The sequence below is a fragment of the Halalkalicoccus paucihalophilus genome, assembly GCF_001593955.1.
Taxonomy (GTDB): Archaea; Halobacteriota; Halobacteria; order Halobacteriales; family Halalkalicoccaceae; genus Halalkalicoccus; species Halalkalicoccus paucihalophilus.
The window spans coordinates 252,589-268,890 of sequence record NZ_LTAZ01000001.1; the positions used below are offsets into that span (position 1 = coordinate 252,589).

Genomic DNA, 16,302 nt, shown 5'->3' on the forward strand with positions numbered 1-16,302 from the left:
CCAAAACCCCGAATCGGGTAAATACTTTCAGGTAATTCTAGACAAAAATTTATATTGGATTCGAGGTCGAGCGGTCGGAACCGCTTTGACTCAATCGGGGGAATCAGTGGTATGGAGCGCACGGAGGACGGCTGGCGACTCGTCCGCGAGGAGTCACACGAGGGGGCGACGAACATGGCGCTGGACGAGGTGGCGGCCGAGACGGCCGCCGCGGGTGGCCCGCGAACCCTACGGGTGTATCGCTGGGAACCAAGTACCCTCTCGTTGGGGTATCATCAAGACCCTACGAGTGTGGACTGGGAGTTCTGCGAGCGCGAGGGGATCTCAGTCACACGCCGGCCGACCGGCGGCGGCGGCATCTATCACGACTCGTGGGGCGATATCTCCTACTCGATCGTCGCGCCCGCCGACGAACTCCCAGGGAACCTGATGGAGACGTACGAACTGCTGTGTGAGCCGATCTTCGACGCGTTCGACCGGCTGGGAGTCGAGGCCGGGTTCGCGACGGAGTCCAAGCCCGTGATCCACCAGCCCGCCTGCTACCTGCGGGAACTCAACCCGGCCCACGACGTGGTCGCTGGTGGGCGGAAACTGAGCGGGAACGCCCAGTACAGGCGGAGGGACGCGATCATCCAGCACGGCTCGATCACCTTCGACTCGCTTCCCGAGCGTCATCTCTCGGCCTTTGCGAACCCCGAAACGACCCCCGAGGAGTTCGCGGGCCGTGTGACGAGCCTGCGAGAACACGGGGTCGACGACCGGGAACGGGCGGTCGAAGCCCTCGAAGAGGCCCTGCGAGACTGGGCCGGCGCCGAAGAAGGAGCGTGGGGCGACGACGAACTCGCGGCCGCCCGCGAGCGCGCCGACCGGAAGTTCGCAAGCGAGGCGTGGAACCGGGATGGAGAGGATCCGCTCGCCTGAAGTGTCGGGAGCGGGGAGGGATGGTATGGAAGAAGTCGTCCGCGCGAGGGGCCACGAGAACGTCAGTGCCGAGCACGCGAGCACCTTCGAGGTCACGACCGACGACTGGCTCACGCCCGCCGGGGACTGCATCCTCGCCGTGGAAGCCGACCGCGCGCCCGCCGACTTCGACCCCGCGTTCGTCGCGGCCTGCCGCGAGGAGGACTCGCGAATCACCGTCCGGTTCGAGGCCGACGGCCACGTCGAGGAAGTCACGGGGCAGGGCCATCCCGATCTGACGTTCGAGAGCGAGCGCAGCATGGTCGGGCGCACCAGCGAGTACGTCGACGAGCGGACGTTCCTGATTGGTGCGGGCAAGGCGGCGGCGGGGTTCGACCACGACCTGGTCGAGGCGCTTTCGGCGGGCGCGGAGCTGACGGTCACCGTGACCGTCGAGCCCGCCGGGTAGACGACGGTTTTTGTACGGCGAGGGACCAACGAGGGGTATGAGCGACGATACGGAACCTACCGAGAACATCAGCGGCGGCCCCGGCGGTGGCGGGATCACGACCGAGTTCGAGCCGAGCGAGGCCGACACCCGAGTCGAGGCGGTCGTCGACGTGTTGGGTAAACGCTACTGGCAGAAGACCTATGGCGGACAGGACGCCTTCGAGTGTCTCGTTCGCACGATCCTGAGCCAGAACACGAGCGACAAAGCGAGCCAGCCGACCCACGAGTCGTTGATGGACCGGTATGACGGTGGCGATCTCGTCGAAGCCCTTGCCGAAGCCCATCAGGACGAACTCGCCGAGACGATCAGTTCGGCGGGGCTCTACAACCAGAAATCGGAGGTGATGATCGCCGCGGCCGAGGAGATCCGCGAGGAGTTCGGTTCGGAGACCGGGTTCGACGCGTTCGTGCGCGAGGGCGAACCCGAGACGGTGCGCTCGCGCCTGTTGGAGATCAACGGCGTCGGGCCCAAAACCGCCGATTGTGTGCTTCTCTTCTCGGGTGGCCGGGGCGGCGTCTTCCCGGTCGACACCCACGTCCACCGGATCTACCGGCGCATGGGGATCGCGCCGCCCGAGGCCGACCACGAGGAAGTCCGCGAGATCTTAGAGGAGCAGGTACCCGCCGAGAAGTGCGGGTTCGGCCACACCGCGAGCATCCAGTTCGGCCGGGAGTTCTGTTCGGCGCGAAAGCCCGCGTGTCTCGACGGTCCGGAGGCCTGCCCGCTGTACGACCTCTGTGAGCGGGTCGGTGTCGACGAGATCGATGAGACGGTCGTGGACCCGGCCGAAGCCGATTAGCGCGGCGCGGTCACGGGCTCGAACCACTCGAGTAGAACCGCTGAAAGGCGTTCTCTGGCCTCCCTGTCGGAGATTCCGGGGTTGCTATCGCCTCGTTGGGGACCGTACGCGCCGAACTGGGCGTGGTTCATCCCCTCTATCTCGACGATCTCAGTATCGGGCGGGAGGTTCGCGCGCGAGTCGCGTTCGCGCTCGGCGTCGATCACGCCGTCCATGCTACCGAGAACGCTCAGCCCGCGGAGATCCGAGTCGGTCAGGTCGCTCGCGCAGTAGGACGCGAAGAGGACGAGTCCCTCGACCCGCTCGCCGTCGACGTACTCGCAGGCCATCGCCCCGCCCAGCGAGTGCCCGCCGATGTACCATCGCTCGATGTCGGGCTGAGAAGCCATTACCTCGTCGGCGGCGTCGATATCGAAGACCGCGAAGTTGAGCGGCATCTCCGGGACGATCACGACAGCGTTTCGTTCAGCAACGAGCGGGGCGAGGTGCGGGAGGTAGCTCTCGGGGGCGACCCGCGCGCCGGGGTAGAACACGACTCCGACGGTATCGTCGGTGACAGAGCCATCGGAGAGGAGATAGCCCGCGTCGGTCCGGGTGACCGAAACGCTAGGTGCGAGGTCCGCGGGAGCCTCGTCGGGTCCGTAGGGCGTCTCGGCGTAGACGAGGCCGACGAGCGCCGCGGCGACCAGCAGCATGGCGAGGGTGACGACCGTGGCGCGGGCGATCCCGCGAATCGAAGCCATACGCGGGAAGCGCGCCGCGAGGCGATAAAGGGCGCCGAGAACGGATCGAAGCGGACGAGGGATCAGATGGGGGATCGACCGGCAGCGAACATCGTGATCGCGACGAGGACGAACGCGAGAAGCGCCATGTTGGGGATCGAGAGGCCGAGCAGTTCGTACTGGATCGAGGTACAGCCGCCACCGACGGTGCAGGCACCCGTTCCAACCCGCTGGATGGCCGAGTGGTAGGCGGCGATCATGGCACCGGGGATCGCGAACGCGAGCGCGGTCGGAGCGATCTCGGGTCGGTCTTCGAACGCCGCGATCCCGAGGACCAGCACCAAGGGGTACATGAAGACCCGCTGGTACCAGCAGAGATCGCAGGGAACGAGTCCGAGGATTTCGCTGAAATAGAGACTGCCGGCGGTGGCGATCGCCGCAACGAGGGTTCCGATGGCGAGCCACTCCCGCGAGCCGAGTCTGCGCATCGGCCGAGTTTCGCACCCCAGCGTGAGAACGGTTACTGTTCGTCGATCCGGGATCGGGATGCGGTGCGGTGGCCGGCGTGGACGGAGCCGTCACTCCCGACGGCTCCGTGAGCGGGGCGGGGAAGGGCGGGTACCCGAAAGTGCCGTCCGATCGGACGGCACGGCTCGGGGGGCCTCGGAGGACATGCAAAGGGCGAGGAACGCACGCCAGTGCGTTCTGAGGGCTTTCGCTTTTATTTAAAGCGGAAGGTCTCGAGGTTCTTCGGGGCGAAGGTGCGCATGTTGTAGTTGTGATACAGCGCCGAAGAGAGGTCCTGGACGGAGCGCTCGTCGCCGTGGACACAGAGCACCTTCTCGGGGCGCGGGTTCATCGTCTTGACGAAGTTCTCCAGTCCCTGACGGTCGGCGTGACCGGAGAAGCCGTCGACGGTCTCGACGTCGAGTTTCAGACTGAGGCGGTTCGAACGCCCGTGGCTGTCGTTCATCGGGATCTCGTCCCAGCCGCTCTGGATCCGTCGTCCCATCGTGCCCTGTGCTTGGTAGCCGACGAAGACCATGGTGTTGTCCGGGTCGGGACCGAGGTGTTCGAGCCAGGACATGATCGGGCCGCCGGTGACCATCCCGGACGTCGAGAGGACGATGCAGGGCTCGCCGTCGGCGACCTCCTGGCGTTCGTCCTCGCCGCGGTCGATGTGGTTGAAGTAGTCGGCGAGGAAGGGGTTCTGGTCGTCGTGGAAGATCCGGTCTCGAACGTCGTCGTTGAGGTACTCGGGGTAGGTAGTGTGAATCGCCGTCGCCTCCCAGATCATCCCGTCGAGGTGGATCGGCATCTCGGGGATCTTGCCCTTTCGCATCGCCTCCTCTAAGACGAGCATGATCTCCTGGGAGCGCCCGACCGCGAAGGCGGGGATGACGATCTTTCCGCCCCGGTCGTACGCCTCGTTGATCGTTTCGACGAGGTTTCGTTCGGAGTCGCTCTGGTCGGTCTGGTAGTCGTTTCGACCGCCGTAGGTGGATTCGAGGACGAGCGTCTCGACGCGCGGGAAGTCGTTGACCGCGCCGTTGAGCAGGCGCGTCTCGTCGTAGTGAATGTCGCCCGAAAAGGCGACGTTGTAGAGGCCGTTACCGATGTGGAAGTGACAGACCGAACTCCCGAGGATGTGGCCCGCGTTGTGCATCGTCAGCTTCACGTCGGGCGCGATGTCCGTGACGTCGCCGTACTCGATCGGGATGGTGTGTTTGATCGTCTCCCTGACCATCTCCGAGGCGTACGGCGGCGTTCGGCCCTCCTTTGCGGCGACGTCCAGGTAGTCGAGCTGGAGCAGCCCCATCAGGTCCCGTGTCGGTTCGGTGGTGTAGATCGGGCCGTCGTACCCGTATTTGAACAGCAGGGGAAGCAGCGCCGAGTGATCGAGGTGGGCGTGGGTCAACACGACGGCATCGATCGAGTTGGCCCCGGAGCCGAGCGCTTCGGGTACCTGCAGATAGGGGACGTCATCGGAGCCGGGCTTGTCACCGCAGTCGATCAGGATTCGGGTGTCGGCCGTCGAGAGGACGAACGCGGCCCGCCCGACCTCGCGACAGCACCCGAGCGTGGTGATCCGAACCCACTGCTCGTCGGAGAGCTGCTCGCGGTGGATCTGGCGGCCGACCCGTTCGAGGATGTCCCGTCGCTCGTCGCGTTCCTGTTTGAGGAAGTTCCGGACGTTCGAGACCGTCGGCGACTCGATCGGCGGGGTGCGGACCACCTCAGGCGTCCAACCGACCTGCTTGGTGATCTCCCGGAGCGTCGATCCGTGACGCCCGATCACCATTCCCGGTTTCTGGGCCTCGATCACGACCTCACCGGTGTCGGCGTGGAAGTCCAGATCGGTCACGCCCGCGTCGTCGGGGATGACCGATTCGATCTGCTCGCGGGCCTTCGCGGGCGGCGCGAGCACGTCGGGATCGGGCCGGACGGTGATGCGCTTTCTGAGTTTGCTCGCGAGCTGCCGAACGAGGTCACCCTGCTGGGCGAACTTCTTGGGTTCGCGCGTGTAGATGACCAGCTCCGGCCCCTCGTAGGTGACGTCGGAGACGGAGATATCGGCCGGGATCTCGTCTTTGATCGTTTTCAGTGCGTCGTCGAGTTTCTGATCTACCGTGCTCATAGGTGAGACTGAAGTTGCGGGTGCGTCGCCACGCCGGAGGAACATCGGTGAGCGACCCGGTCGCTCGCAACGATCGACCCGTTCGAACGTGGCATTGGAGACATCGTGAGTGGACGCGATACAGCTACCAGTGGTGAAACCGGTCTGGACCCCGGACAGTGCCGAGGAAAACCCGCTTGTTCGACGGTATGACGTCGGGATTATAAAATCCCTTCGGCCCAACGCACGCCATGCAGCTCTCAGCGACCATCGTCGCAGAACAGTTCGACTGGGTCCACGACCGCCATGCCGTGGTCGTCCCGCTCGTAAACGCCGTTCGAGCGGACCTCGGCGAAGCGTTCGGGATCGAGGTCGACCCGATCTCGACCGAGGGGTATCACACCGCGATCGACGCGGTGGGATCGGAGGGCGATCTGGCAGTTAACGTCGCGGCGCTCGTCGCGATCCTCCGTGACCTCGACGTCGAGGAGGACTACCCCGGCTTCGTGGTCGACGAGCTACTCGGGCGGGAACTCGCGGCGATGATCGCGGGCAACCAGCCCCTGCGAGTGCTCGCGGAGGCCACCTTTCACTACGCGGACATCCATCACCATACGGAGGAGGCGGCCGGTGCGGACGACCTCGATGCGGGGCTCGCCGCCGGCGTCCAGACGCGACTGCCAGGTTGGGGGTGGACCGACACCGAGAGCCCGTTCGATGTCGATCCGAAATCAAGTCAGTGACCGGTGATATCGAAATGACCGGTAACGGGTCAGTGCAGTAACCGGATCGTCGGACCGATTTCGATTCCAGTCGCAATTCTGACTGACTCGAATCGGTAGCAGGGACGGAGACGGGTCACGATGAGTTGGGTAGTCAGGATATGAGATCGTACGAGCCGATGAGATAGTTATATCAACTCTATTTCCAGTACGGACTGAACGACCCAGAGACGAACCACTACATATCATACACGAACTCCTTTCTGGGGCAGAATTATAGACCAATAGATACATCTCCGAAACCGGCGCCTCCAGCAGTGTGGATCGAACCAATCGAATCAGAACCGACGTATCGCGACGAACCGTTATTCGGGCGGGGACGGCCGGCTTGCTCGCGTTCGGCGGGATCGGGACCGCCGCCGCCGACGAGGGAGACGAGAACGATGACGAAGCGCCACCGACCGCGAACGTCAGCTTCCCGGATCAGACGGTCGCCAACAACGACAGCGGGCCGACCGTGACGGTCGATCGCCTCGAACTGAACGAGGGGGGCTATCAGTCGATTCACCAGTACAGCCGCTTCCAGTTCGCCGAGGGGGAAGACCCCGATGAGTACGACGTCCCGATCCCCGACGAACTGGACAACCCTATCTGTGAGTCGCTGATCGGCATCACGGAGTACCTCGAACCCGGCGTCTACGAGGACCTCGAGGTCCCGCTGTTCCGTTCGGATTCGCCCGCCGTCGAACTCGGGGCAGCCGATGTGGGACCGCTCGACGAGAGTCAGGTCATGATCGCCATCCCACACCACAACACGACCGACGAGGACACGTTCAACTGTCCCGACGACCCCTCGACGCCGGACCTCTTCGAGGAACCCGAGAAGGTCGACGGGGCGTTCCAGAACGGGAACCGCGACGTCGAGGACATCGGCGTCTCTCACGACCTCGCGACGGTCCTCGTCGACGCGGACGACGAGGATCAGAAGGAGGTCGCCGAGCGACAAACGGAGTTGATCAGAGAGGGCGTCCTCGTCCCACAGCCGATCGGCCCCGACGGCGAGGACGAGGAGGCAGAAGAAGAGAACGAGGACGAAAAGCAGGACAACGAGGGCGAGGGCGAGGGCGACGAGAACGGAGACGAGGACGAAAAAGAACAGGAGAACGGTGAAGACGGGAAAGAGGAGGACGAGGAGGGGAGCGAGGACGAGAAAGAGCGAGAGGACGATGACGAGAAGGACGACGACGAAGAGGACAGGGACGAAGACGAAGACGACAAAGACGACGAGGACACCGAGGACCGGAAGGGCGACCGGGAAAAGGACGGGAAAGACGAGAAGGACGACGAGGACGACTGATCCTCCGAGGTTCGGACGGAGCGACCGCCCCGAGCGGCCCGCAGCGAGGGGTTGAAACGCGTCGGGCGTGTAGCGCCGAGCGATGCGGAGGCTCTATGCGCTCGCGGTCGTGGGTGTCGTCGGGACGCTCGTCCTGTCGGCCGCGATCCCCACGCTCGACCCACGGGTGCCGATCCCGCTGGTCGCCCTCTACAACCTCTGGTTGCTCGCGACCGTTACGGTCGTCGTCGCGGCGGGGATCCTCCTCTGTGTCCGGTTCTTTTCGTTCATCACGAGCGGCCGGGGCGGACCGGGGAGATAGCCGCTTCGAGGGCCGCTCCGCGGGACGGACGCCCCCGCGAATTATCGACCGGCGAGTTCCTCGAAGACGGGCATTTCGAGGACCGTAAACAGGGTGTATAGCTCCGTGGTGTTATCCGCGCCCGCCATGTGGGCATCGTAACACGCGTACGCGGCCTCGCGGTCGAGAAACGGGAGGGCGTCGAGCAGGGCGTCGTTGCGGTCGAGTACCTCCCGTCCGAAATCGCGCTCACGGAGAACGACCCCTCGGTCGCGCCACGGCCCCCGCGAGTAGTACGGTTTCGGCGACCGCTCGTCGACTGCGTGTTTGCGCCAGAACAGTGACCCGTACTTCTTGGCGAGATCGAACGGGAACTGGCTCGTCGGTCGGACGCCGGTCTCCGCATGTGGGATGTTCGCGAGCGTCGGCGAGAGCGCGCTGAGTGCGGCGTTGACGACGTCACGCCGGAGGTGATACCGGATCGGCATCGAACACGCCAGATCGATGAACCGGTTGTCGAGAAATGGCGTCCACTGGTGGGCCATCTGGGTGAGTCCGAAGTAGTGGTAGTCGCTGTCATTCGAGAGCGGGTAGTACGAGCCGAACAGTGCGAGGTCGTAGAGAGAGGCGTACTCGATCCCGCCGAACGCAACCGATCCCCCCGCGCGCTCGTTGAGGGTCGCACGGAGGACCGACTCGATCAACGGCGGGGTTTCGACGAAGGACGGAAGCGACCCGCCGAGTGCGTCGAGATACCCGTCGATCGAGTCGACCTCGCGGGCGATCGGCGTCGAAACCGAACCGATCGGGCCGAGATCGAGATCGAAGGCGGGTACGAGCCCGCCTTTGAAAAACGAATCGCCGTACAGGCCGGTGACGAGGACGTCACACTCCTCGCGGATGCGGGCGTCGAACCCGTGGAGGTGCGCCTGATCGAACCGTCCGTTGAAGTTCATGTGTCGAGGGACATGTTCGAGCATCCGCTCTACGTGGTCGTCAGGCCGCTTCAGGAGTCGGAAATCCGCACCTGCGAGGAGGGCGATCCGTTCTGCGGTGCGGGCCTCGCGGCTCATCCAGTCGGCGAGGTGATACGCGACAGGGATCCCTTCCGCCGCCGCGAGCAGCAGTCGAGAGTCGCTGCCGCCCGAAAGCAGGATCCCGTAGCGACGGTCGTCGTCGGCCCGTTCCGCGAACACGCGTTGGAGGAGTTCGACGAATCGATCGACGAAGTACGAAAAGGAGCGGTCCAGCGGGTCGTACTCGAGTCGCCAATAGCGTTCGACGTCGAGATCGCCGGTCGGGAGGTCGATCGTCGTGATCGAGCCCGGCGGCAGGGTACTGACGCCCTCGAACGGGGTGTCGACGCCCGGGACGCGATTGAACGCGAGATACGAGTACAGCCCGTCAGTGTCGATCGCGGGATCGACGTCAGGATGGCCCAACAGCGTCTGGACGCTAGTCGAGAAGACGACCCCTTCGGGGATCTCGGCGTAGTAGACGGGGTGTGTGCCGAGGCGGTCGGTGACGACCACCAGTCGATCGCGTTCGCGCTGGTGGAGCACGACGCTCGCGGTGGCGTTCATACCCCGGGCGAAATCGAGCCCGTGTTCCCGATAGAGTTCCGCGGTGTACTCCGAGTCGGTGTAACAACCGTCGTATCGGTTCTCGTACCTCTCGCCCTCGAAGCCGTGGATCTCCCCGAACGTCCAGATCGCGTCGTGGCCGTCGGTGCGAACGGGATCGTCGGTCGGGCCGTGAGTGGCCGTCAGGACCAGTAGCTCGTCGCCGACCGTCGTTTCGACGGTCTCGTCCTCGTCCCAGCGGAGCGGGTCGAGCAACGCCGCTGTCGGTCGTTCTACCGCGCCCGTCACACCCAACACACCGACCATGTAGAATTGTAGTGTGTCGAACACGAATAGTTACCGACAGGCTAAGCGAAGACACGGTGTCGTTACCCACAGCCTACGAAACGGTCGGCGGGAGCGGACGTCACATCACCACACCGGTGTGGCCGAATACCGCGGGTTTAAGCGCGTCGTCGGGAACAGGGAGGACATGAGCAACGGTGAGCAGGAACTCGGCATCACCGAGTCGAAGGAGCACAGCCCCGGCGAGTGGTACGCCGAGGTCGTCAGGAAGGCGAAACTCGCGGATTACGCACCGATGGGCGGCTTTATCGTTACCCGGCCACGCGGATACGCCCTCTGGGAGGTGATCCAGTCCTACCTCGACGGGCGGTTCAAGGAGACGGGGGTTCAGAACGCGTACTTTCCCCTCTTCATCCCCGAGAGCTATTTAGAGCGCGAAAAGGACGTCGTCGAGGGGTTCGACCCCGAAGTGGCGTGGGTCACGCAGGGGGGCCACGAGGAGCTAGAGGAGCGCCTCGCCGTACGGCCGACCAGCGAGTCGATCATCGCGCCGTTCCTGAGCCAGTGGATCCGCAGCCACCGGGACCTCCCCATGCGAGTCAACCAGTGGTGTTCAGTAGTCCGGTGGGAGGCGACCGAGACGAAACCGTTCTTCCGGACCAAGGAGTTCCTCTGGCAGGAGGGCCACACCGCCCACAGGGACCACGACGACGCGTGGGACGAGACGATGACCCGCCTGAAGCAGTACGAGGAGGTCTACGAGGACGTGCTCGCGATTCCGGTGATGCGCGGGCGCAAACCCGAACACGACAAGTTCCCCGGTGCAGACACGACGACGACGGTGGAGGCACTCATGCCCGACGGCAAGAGTGTTCAGGGCGGCACCAGCCACCACCTCGGCCAGTCGTTCGCCGAGGCGTTCGACATCACCTTCGTCGACGAGGACGAGGAGGAGACCGTCGCCCACACCACCTCGTGGGGCCTCTCGTGGCGAGCGATCGGCGCGCTGATCATGACCCACTCGGACGATCAGGGGCTCGTCCTGCCGCCCACCGTGGCGCCCGAACAGGTCGTGATCGTCCCGATCTGGCAGGAGGAGAACCGCGAGGAGGTCCTCGAGTACAGCGAGGGGATCGCTGACGACCTCGAAGAGGCGGGTTTCAGAGTTGAACTCGACGACCGCGATGAACGAAACCCCGGCTTCAAGTTCAACGAGTGGGAACTACTGGGGACCCCTCTCCGTCTGGAGATCGGGCCCCACGAGGTCGAGGACGGCGAGGTGACGGCGGTCCATCGCCCCGACGGGGAGAACCACGTCGAGAAGCGAGACGGGATCGTCGCGACAGTCGAGGAACATCTCGATACGGTCTACGCGAAACTCTATGCCGCCGCCGAGGAGAACCTCGAGGAGAACGTTCGCGAGGCCGACAGCCGCGAGGAGATCCTCGGGACGATCGGCCAGTTCGGTGGGTACGTCCGAGCGCCGTGGTGCGGCGATGAGGACTGCGAGACGGCGATCAAGGACGAGATCGCCGCCGAGATCGTGATGGTGCCGATGGAGGGCGAGGAACCCGACGACGACTGTGCGGTCTGTGGGGAGGACGCGGAGGAGACGGCCTACTTCGCGAAGTCGTATTGATTCCGTCGACGACCGCCACGACGCGCGCGGGTCGAGTTCGGTCCGCCAGGTCGGTGCCCCGGACCTCCAGCGATGTTGTTGGTCATGGGATGACAGGACCACGAACGAACGTGACGAGACAGAATCTCGACTCTAAAGCCGACGAACGTTCGAGGGATAGGGGAGAACCTATCGGAATCTCCCACTACTTTGGGCTCCGATTAACAGATGTTAATATATCCTGTTTGTTCATGAGTGACATAAGGATCATAATATGGCATTAACAGACCCTTAGTCCTTCAGGGGTACGTTAATAAGGTCGAAATACCCCTGTGACTGTATGACCAACCACGCTAGCGGGACGACTACCCAGCGGGGGCTTGCGGACCCGACCGACGAGCGATCGAACTGCGGCGTCGGCGTTGTGATGGATCTCGATGGGGGGGCCGACAACGGGGTCGTCGCCGATGGGCTGGAACTGCTTTCGAACCTCGAACATCGGGGGACGACGGGCGCCGAGGAGAACACCGGCGACGGGGCGGGGATCCTGCTACAGCGACCCGATGAGTTCTTCGCCGAGGTTCTCGACTGCGAGCTTCCCGAGACGTACGCCGTCGGCTCGTTTTTCCTCCCGCAGGACGAGACCGCCCGCGAGGAGCTTCAGGAACTCGTCGCCGAGACGCTTTCCGATGACGGACTCGAGGTGGTCGCGTGGCGGGACGTCCCGACGGACAACACCGAGATCGGCCAGACCGCACTCGATTCGGAACCCGATGTCCGGCAGTGTTTTGTAAAACCCCGAGATCTCTCGGACGAGGAGTTCGACCGGGCGCTCTACGTCGGCCGCCGGGCGGTCGAAAACCGGGTCAAGGAGGCGGAAAACGAGGAGTGGAGCCGGTTTTACGTCTGTTCGCTGGATCGGAAAACGGTCGTCTACAAGGGACTGCTGAAGGGCGAGCAGGTCCCCGATTACTACCCCGAATTGACCGACGAGCGAATGAAATCGACGTTCGTGATGGTCCACGAGCGGTTTTCGACGAACACGCTCGGCGCATGGCATCTCGCACACCCCTACCGCAACATCATTCACAACGGCGAGATCAACACGATCCAAGGCAACATCAACTGGATGCGCGCCCGTGAGACGGACATCGCCCACGAGGAACTCGACACCGAGGCGATCAAGCCGATCATCGACGACCTCGAACAGTCCGACACCGCGAGCGTCGATAACGCACTGGAACTCCTGTTGCAGGGCGGTCGGGACCTGCCCCACGCGCTGCGCATGCTGATCCCCGAGGCGTGGCGCGACGAGGCAAACGACCTCCCCGAGGACCGGAAAGCCTGGTACGACTTTCACGCCAATCTGATCGAACCGTGGGACGGCCCCGCGCTGGTGGCGGCGACGGACGGCGACCGGGTCGGCGCGGTGCTCGACCGCAACGGCTTCCGGCCGTGTCGCTACGACATCACCACCGACAACACGCTGATCATGGCGAGCGAGGCCGGTGCGGTCGACAAAGACCCCAGCGAGATCGAGGAGCGCGGCCGGCTCCAGCCCGGTCAACTGTTCCTCGCGGATCCCGAGGAGGGACGGGTCATCCCCGACGAGGAGGTCTTCGATGGGTTGACCGACGAAAAATACGAACACTGGGTCGCCGAAAATCAAGTGAACGTCAACGATCTCGCGAACGACCTGACGAATCAGGGCTCGACCGACGACCTGCCCCGCCCGGACGATCTCACCCTCGCGGAGCTCGACGGCGAGCTCCGGGGACTGCAGGCCGCGTTCGGCTACACCCACGACGAACTCGACAACCTGCTCGAGCCGATGGCCAAAAAGGGCAAGGACCCTGTCGGGTCGATGGGCGACGACACGCCCCTCTCGGTACTCTCGGACTTCAACCGCCCGCTCTTCTCCTATTTCAAACAGCTGTTCGCGCAGGTGACGAACCCGCCGCTCGATTACATCCGCGAAGAACTCGTCACCTCGATGGAGAGCCGGCTGGGCTTCCAGCGTAACCTCCTCGACGAGTCGCCCGAGCACGCCCGCCAGCTCGTGGCGGACTCGCCGATCCTCTCAGACCGTCAGACGGCAGAGGTCAAGGCCCTCGACCGAGACGGGCTCTCCTCGAGCGTGGTCGACATCACCTATGACCCCGAGACGGATCTGGAGCGCGCGGTCGAGAGGGTACGAGGAGAAGCCGTCGAGGCGATCGAAGCCGGTGCGGAGATCATCGTTCTCTCGGATCGGGAGACGAGTTCCGAGCGAGTGGCGATCCCGAGCCTGCTCGCGACGGGCGCAGTCCATCACCACCTCGTGCGAAACGGGCTCCGAAACCACGCCGGACTCGTCGTCGAGTCGGGCGACCCCCGAACGGTGCATCAGGTCGCCACCCTCGTGGGCTACGGTGCGGGCGCGGTCAACCCCTACCTGGCCTACCGGACCATCGCGGACCTCGTGGCGGGGCCGGACGGCGCACGCGAGGCCAACGCGATCGCGGGCTACATCGGCGCCTTGGAGGACGGCCTGCTCAAGGTAATGTCGAAGATGGGCATCTCGACGGTCGAGAGTTACCAGGGCGCACAGATCTTCGAGGCAGTAGGATTGGATTCCGATTTCGTCGCCGAGTACTTCGAGGGGACCGAGGCCCGAACGGAGGGGATCGGCCTCACTGAGATCGAGGAGGACCTGCTTGCACGCCACGCGGTGGGCTTCGGCGAAGACCCCGACATCGAGCGTCAGGGCGAGTTCGAGAACAGATCAGGAGGAATTCACCACCAGTGGAACCCCGAGACGGTGGGGATCCTCCAGCAGGCGGTGCGGGCGGGCGACTACGAGCGCTACGGGGAGTTCGCCGAACTCATCAACGACCAGCATGGGGAGCTACAGACCCTGCGGGGACTGTTGGAGTTCGACTCCGAAGGAAGGGAGTCGATCCCGATCGAGGAGGTCGAGCCGGTCGAGGAGATCGTCAAACGGTTCTCGACGGCGGCGATGAGTCTCGGGAGCCTTTCCCCCGAAGCCCACGAGAACAACTCGATCGCGATGAACCGGATCGGCGGGAAGTCCAACACCGGCGAGGGCGGCGAGCCCCCGGAACGCTTCGGCACCGAAAGGGCGTGTAACGTCAAGCAGGTCGCCTCCGGGCGATTCGGCGTCACCAGCGAGTACCTCACCTCCGCCGAGGAGATCCAGATCAAGATGGCCCAAGGGTCGAAGCCGGGCGAGGGCGGTCACCTCCCCGGCGAGAAGGTCAACGAGATGATCGCGCACGTCCGGTACGCGACCCCCGGTGTGGGCCTCATCTCGCCGCCGCCGCTGCACGACATCTACTCGATTGAGGACCTCAAACAGCTGATCCACGACCTGAAGGCCGCGAACCCCGAGGCCGACATCAACGTCAAGCTCGTCTCCGAGGCCGGGATCGGCACCATCGCCGCGGGCGTCGCAAAGGCCAACGCCGACGTGGTCCACATCTCGGGCCATTCAGGAGGTACCGGCGCTTCGCCCCGAACCTCGATCAAACACGCGGGCCTGCCGTGGGAGCTCGGGCTCGCGGAGGCCAATCAGATGCTCCACGCGACCGGCCTGCGATCGCGGATCCGCGTCACGGCCGACGGCGGGATGAAAACCGGGCGGGACGTCGCGGTCGCCGCCCTGCTCGGTGCCGAGGAGTACGTCTTCGGGACCGCCTCGCTGGTCACCTCGGGCTGTGTGATGGCACGGCAGTGTCACAACAACACCTGTCCGGTGGGCGTCGCCACGCAGGCGATGAAGCTGCGCGAACGCTTCCCCGGCGAGCCCGAACACGTCATCAACTACATGACGTTCATCGCCGAGGAACTGCGCGAGATCATGGCCGAACTGGGCTTCGAGACGGTCGAGGAGATGATCGGACGGCCGGAACACCTCGAACAGCGCGAGGACGTCTCCCAGCCAAAGGCGAAGAAACTCGATCTTTCAACTGTTCTCGCCCCACTGGCAGGCGACGAGCACACCAAGACGAGGGAACAGACCCACGAGATCGACGAGCAGCTCGATCACGACCTCATCGCGGAGGCCGAACCCGCGCTCGCCGACGAGGAACCCGTCGCGATCGAGACCCCCATCACCAACGTGGATCGGGCGGTGGGCGCGATGCTCTCGAACCGCGTTTCGCGCGAGTACGGGGGCGAGGGGCTGGCCGACGACACGATCTCGGTCGGGCTTTCGGGAACGGCGGGCCAGAGCTTCGGGGCGTTCCTCGCCTCGGGGGTCTCGATGCACCTGACGGGAACCGCGAACGACTACGTCGGCAAGGGCCTCTCGGGCGGGAAGATCGTCGTCAGGACCCCCGAAAACGCGGCATACACCGCCGAGGAGAACATCGCGATCGGCAACGTCGCGCTCTACGGTGCGACGAGCGGCGAACTCTACGTCAACGGTCAAGCGGGGGAACGCTTCGGCGTCCGGAACTCGGGCGTGAAGGCGGTCGTCGAGGGCGTCGGCGACCACGGCTGTGAGTACATGACCGGCGGCGTGGTCGCCGTCCTCGGGGAGACGGGCAAGAACTTCGCCGCCGGGATGAGCGGCGGGGTCGCCTACGTCCTCGACGAACCCGGCGACTTCGAGGAGCGAGCTAACACGGGCATGGTGACGCTCTCGCGGGACCTCTCGGAGCGTGACGAGCACATGCTCCGACGGCTGATCGAGAACCACGCGGCCTACACCAACAGCGAGCGTGCCCGTGAGATCCTCGCAGAGTGGGACGAGTACAGAGAGCGGTTCGTGAAGGTCATGCCCGACGCCTACAACGAGGTGCTCCAGCAGGGCGCAGACGACGTCCGGGATTCCCCACCCGCTCGCGCCGAATCGGTCGAGACGGTCACGACCGGCGGCGTCAGCGCCGACTGATCGCCCGAGGG

12 protein-coding genes are annotated in these 16,302 nt (G+C 64.6%); 8 read left to right on the forward strand and 4 right to left on the reverse strand.

Annotated features, from left to right (window positions below; translation table 11 throughout):
- Positions 1-111: 111 nt before the first annotated feature.
- From HAPAU_RS01350 to HAPAU_RS01360, 3 genes are read left to right on the forward strand one after another with little or no spacing between them, the layout of a single operon-like run.
- Positions 112-921 (forward strand): lipoate--protein ligase family protein, encoded by an 810-nt coding sequence (locus tag HAPAU_RS01350; RefSeq protein WP_066378583.1) that lies wholly within the window; start codon positions 112-114, stop codon positions 919-921.
- 25 nt (positions 922-946) lie between these two features.
- On the forward strand, positions 947-1,369 hold the full coding sequence (locus tag HAPAU_RS01355; RefSeq protein WP_066378587.1) for a DUF371 domain-containing protein: 423 nt from the start codon (positions 947-949) through the stop codon (positions 1,367-1,369).
- A 37-nt stretch (positions 1,370-1,406) separates the two neighbouring features.
- Positions 1,407-2,210 carry an endonuclease III domain-containing protein gene (locus tag HAPAU_RS01360; RefSeq protein WP_066378589.1) on the forward strand — a complete coding sequence of 268 codons (804 nt, stop codon included), beginning with the start codon at positions 1,407-1,409 and terminating at the stop codon, positions 2,208-2,210.
- Here the strand turns inward: HAPAU_RS01360 and HAPAU_RS01365 are convergent.
- The 3 genes from HAPAU_RS01365 to HAPAU_RS01375 form a co-directional block, all read right to left on the reverse strand.
- A complete protein-coding gene (locus HAPAU_RS01365) occupies positions 2,207-2,953 on the reverse strand; it encodes an alpha/beta hydrolase (RefSeq protein WP_066378593.1) in 747 nt (248 codons plus the stop codon). The genes HAPAU_RS01360 and HAPAU_RS01365 overlap by 4 nt on opposite strands.
- A 62-nt stretch (positions 2,954-3,015) precedes the next feature.
- A complete protein-coding gene (locus HAPAU_RS01370) occupies positions 3,016-3,420 on the reverse strand; it encodes a disulfide bond formation protein B (RefSeq protein WP_066378597.1) in 405 nt (134 codons plus the stop codon).
- 233 nt (positions 3,421-3,653) lie between these two features.
- Positions 3,654-5,570 carry a beta-CASP ribonuclease aCPSF1 gene (locus HAPAU_RS01375; protein ID WP_066378603.1) on the reverse strand — a complete coding sequence of 639 codons (1,917 nt, stop codon included), beginning with the start codon at positions 5,568-5,570 and terminating at the stop codon, positions 3,654-3,656.
- Between the two features lie 230 nt (positions 5,571-5,800).
- Between HAPAU_RS01375 and HAPAU_RS01380 the strand changes: the two genes are divergently transcribed.
- From HAPAU_RS01380 to HAPAU_RS01390, 3 genes are all read left to right on the forward strand, one after another.
- Positions 5,801-6,292, forward strand: a complete 492-nt coding sequence (locus tag HAPAU_RS01380) for a hypothetical protein (protein WP_066378606.1) — start codon at positions 5,801-5,803, stop codon at positions 6,290-6,292.
- A gap of 298 nt (positions 6,293-6,590) precedes the next feature.
- Positions 6,591-7,628, forward strand: a complete 1,038-nt coding sequence (locus HAPAU_RS01385; RefSeq protein WP_066378612.1) for a DUF7282 domain-containing protein — start codon at positions 6,591-6,593, stop codon at positions 7,626-7,628.
- A gap of 82 nt (positions 7,629-7,710) precedes the next feature.
- Positions 7,711-7,929 (forward strand): hypothetical protein, encoded by a 219-nt coding sequence (locus tag HAPAU_RS01390; protein WP_066378615.1) that lies wholly within the window; start codon positions 7,711-7,713, stop codon positions 7,927-7,929.
- Positions 7,930-7,970: 41 nt separating this feature from the next.
- Here the strand turns inward: HAPAU_RS01390 and HAPAU_RS01395 are convergent, their stop codons facing one another.
- Positions 7,971-9,821 carry an asparagine synthase-related protein gene (locus HAPAU_RS01395; protein ID WP_157078403.1) on the reverse strand — a complete coding sequence of 617 codons (1,851 nt, stop codon included), beginning with the start codon at positions 9,819-9,821 and terminating at the stop codon, positions 7,971-7,973.
- Positions 9,822-9,963: 142 nt separating this feature from the next.
- Here HAPAU_RS01395 and proS point away from each other — a divergent pair, with 142 nt between their 5' ends.
- The gene (gene proS / locus HAPAU_RS01400) at positions 9,964-11,415 is read left to right on the forward strand and encodes a proline--tRNA ligase (protein ID WP_066379377.1); all 1,452 of its coding nucleotides are present in this window, start codon (positions 9,964-9,966) and stop codon (positions 11,413-11,415) included.
- 319 nt (positions 11,416-11,734) lie between these two features.
- A complete protein-coding gene (gltB, locus tag HAPAU_RS01405; protein ID WP_066378624.1) occupies positions 11,735-16,291 on the forward strand; it encodes a glutamate synthase large subunit in 4,557 nt (1,518 codons plus the stop codon).
- Positions 16,292-16,302: the final 11 nt, after the last annotated feature.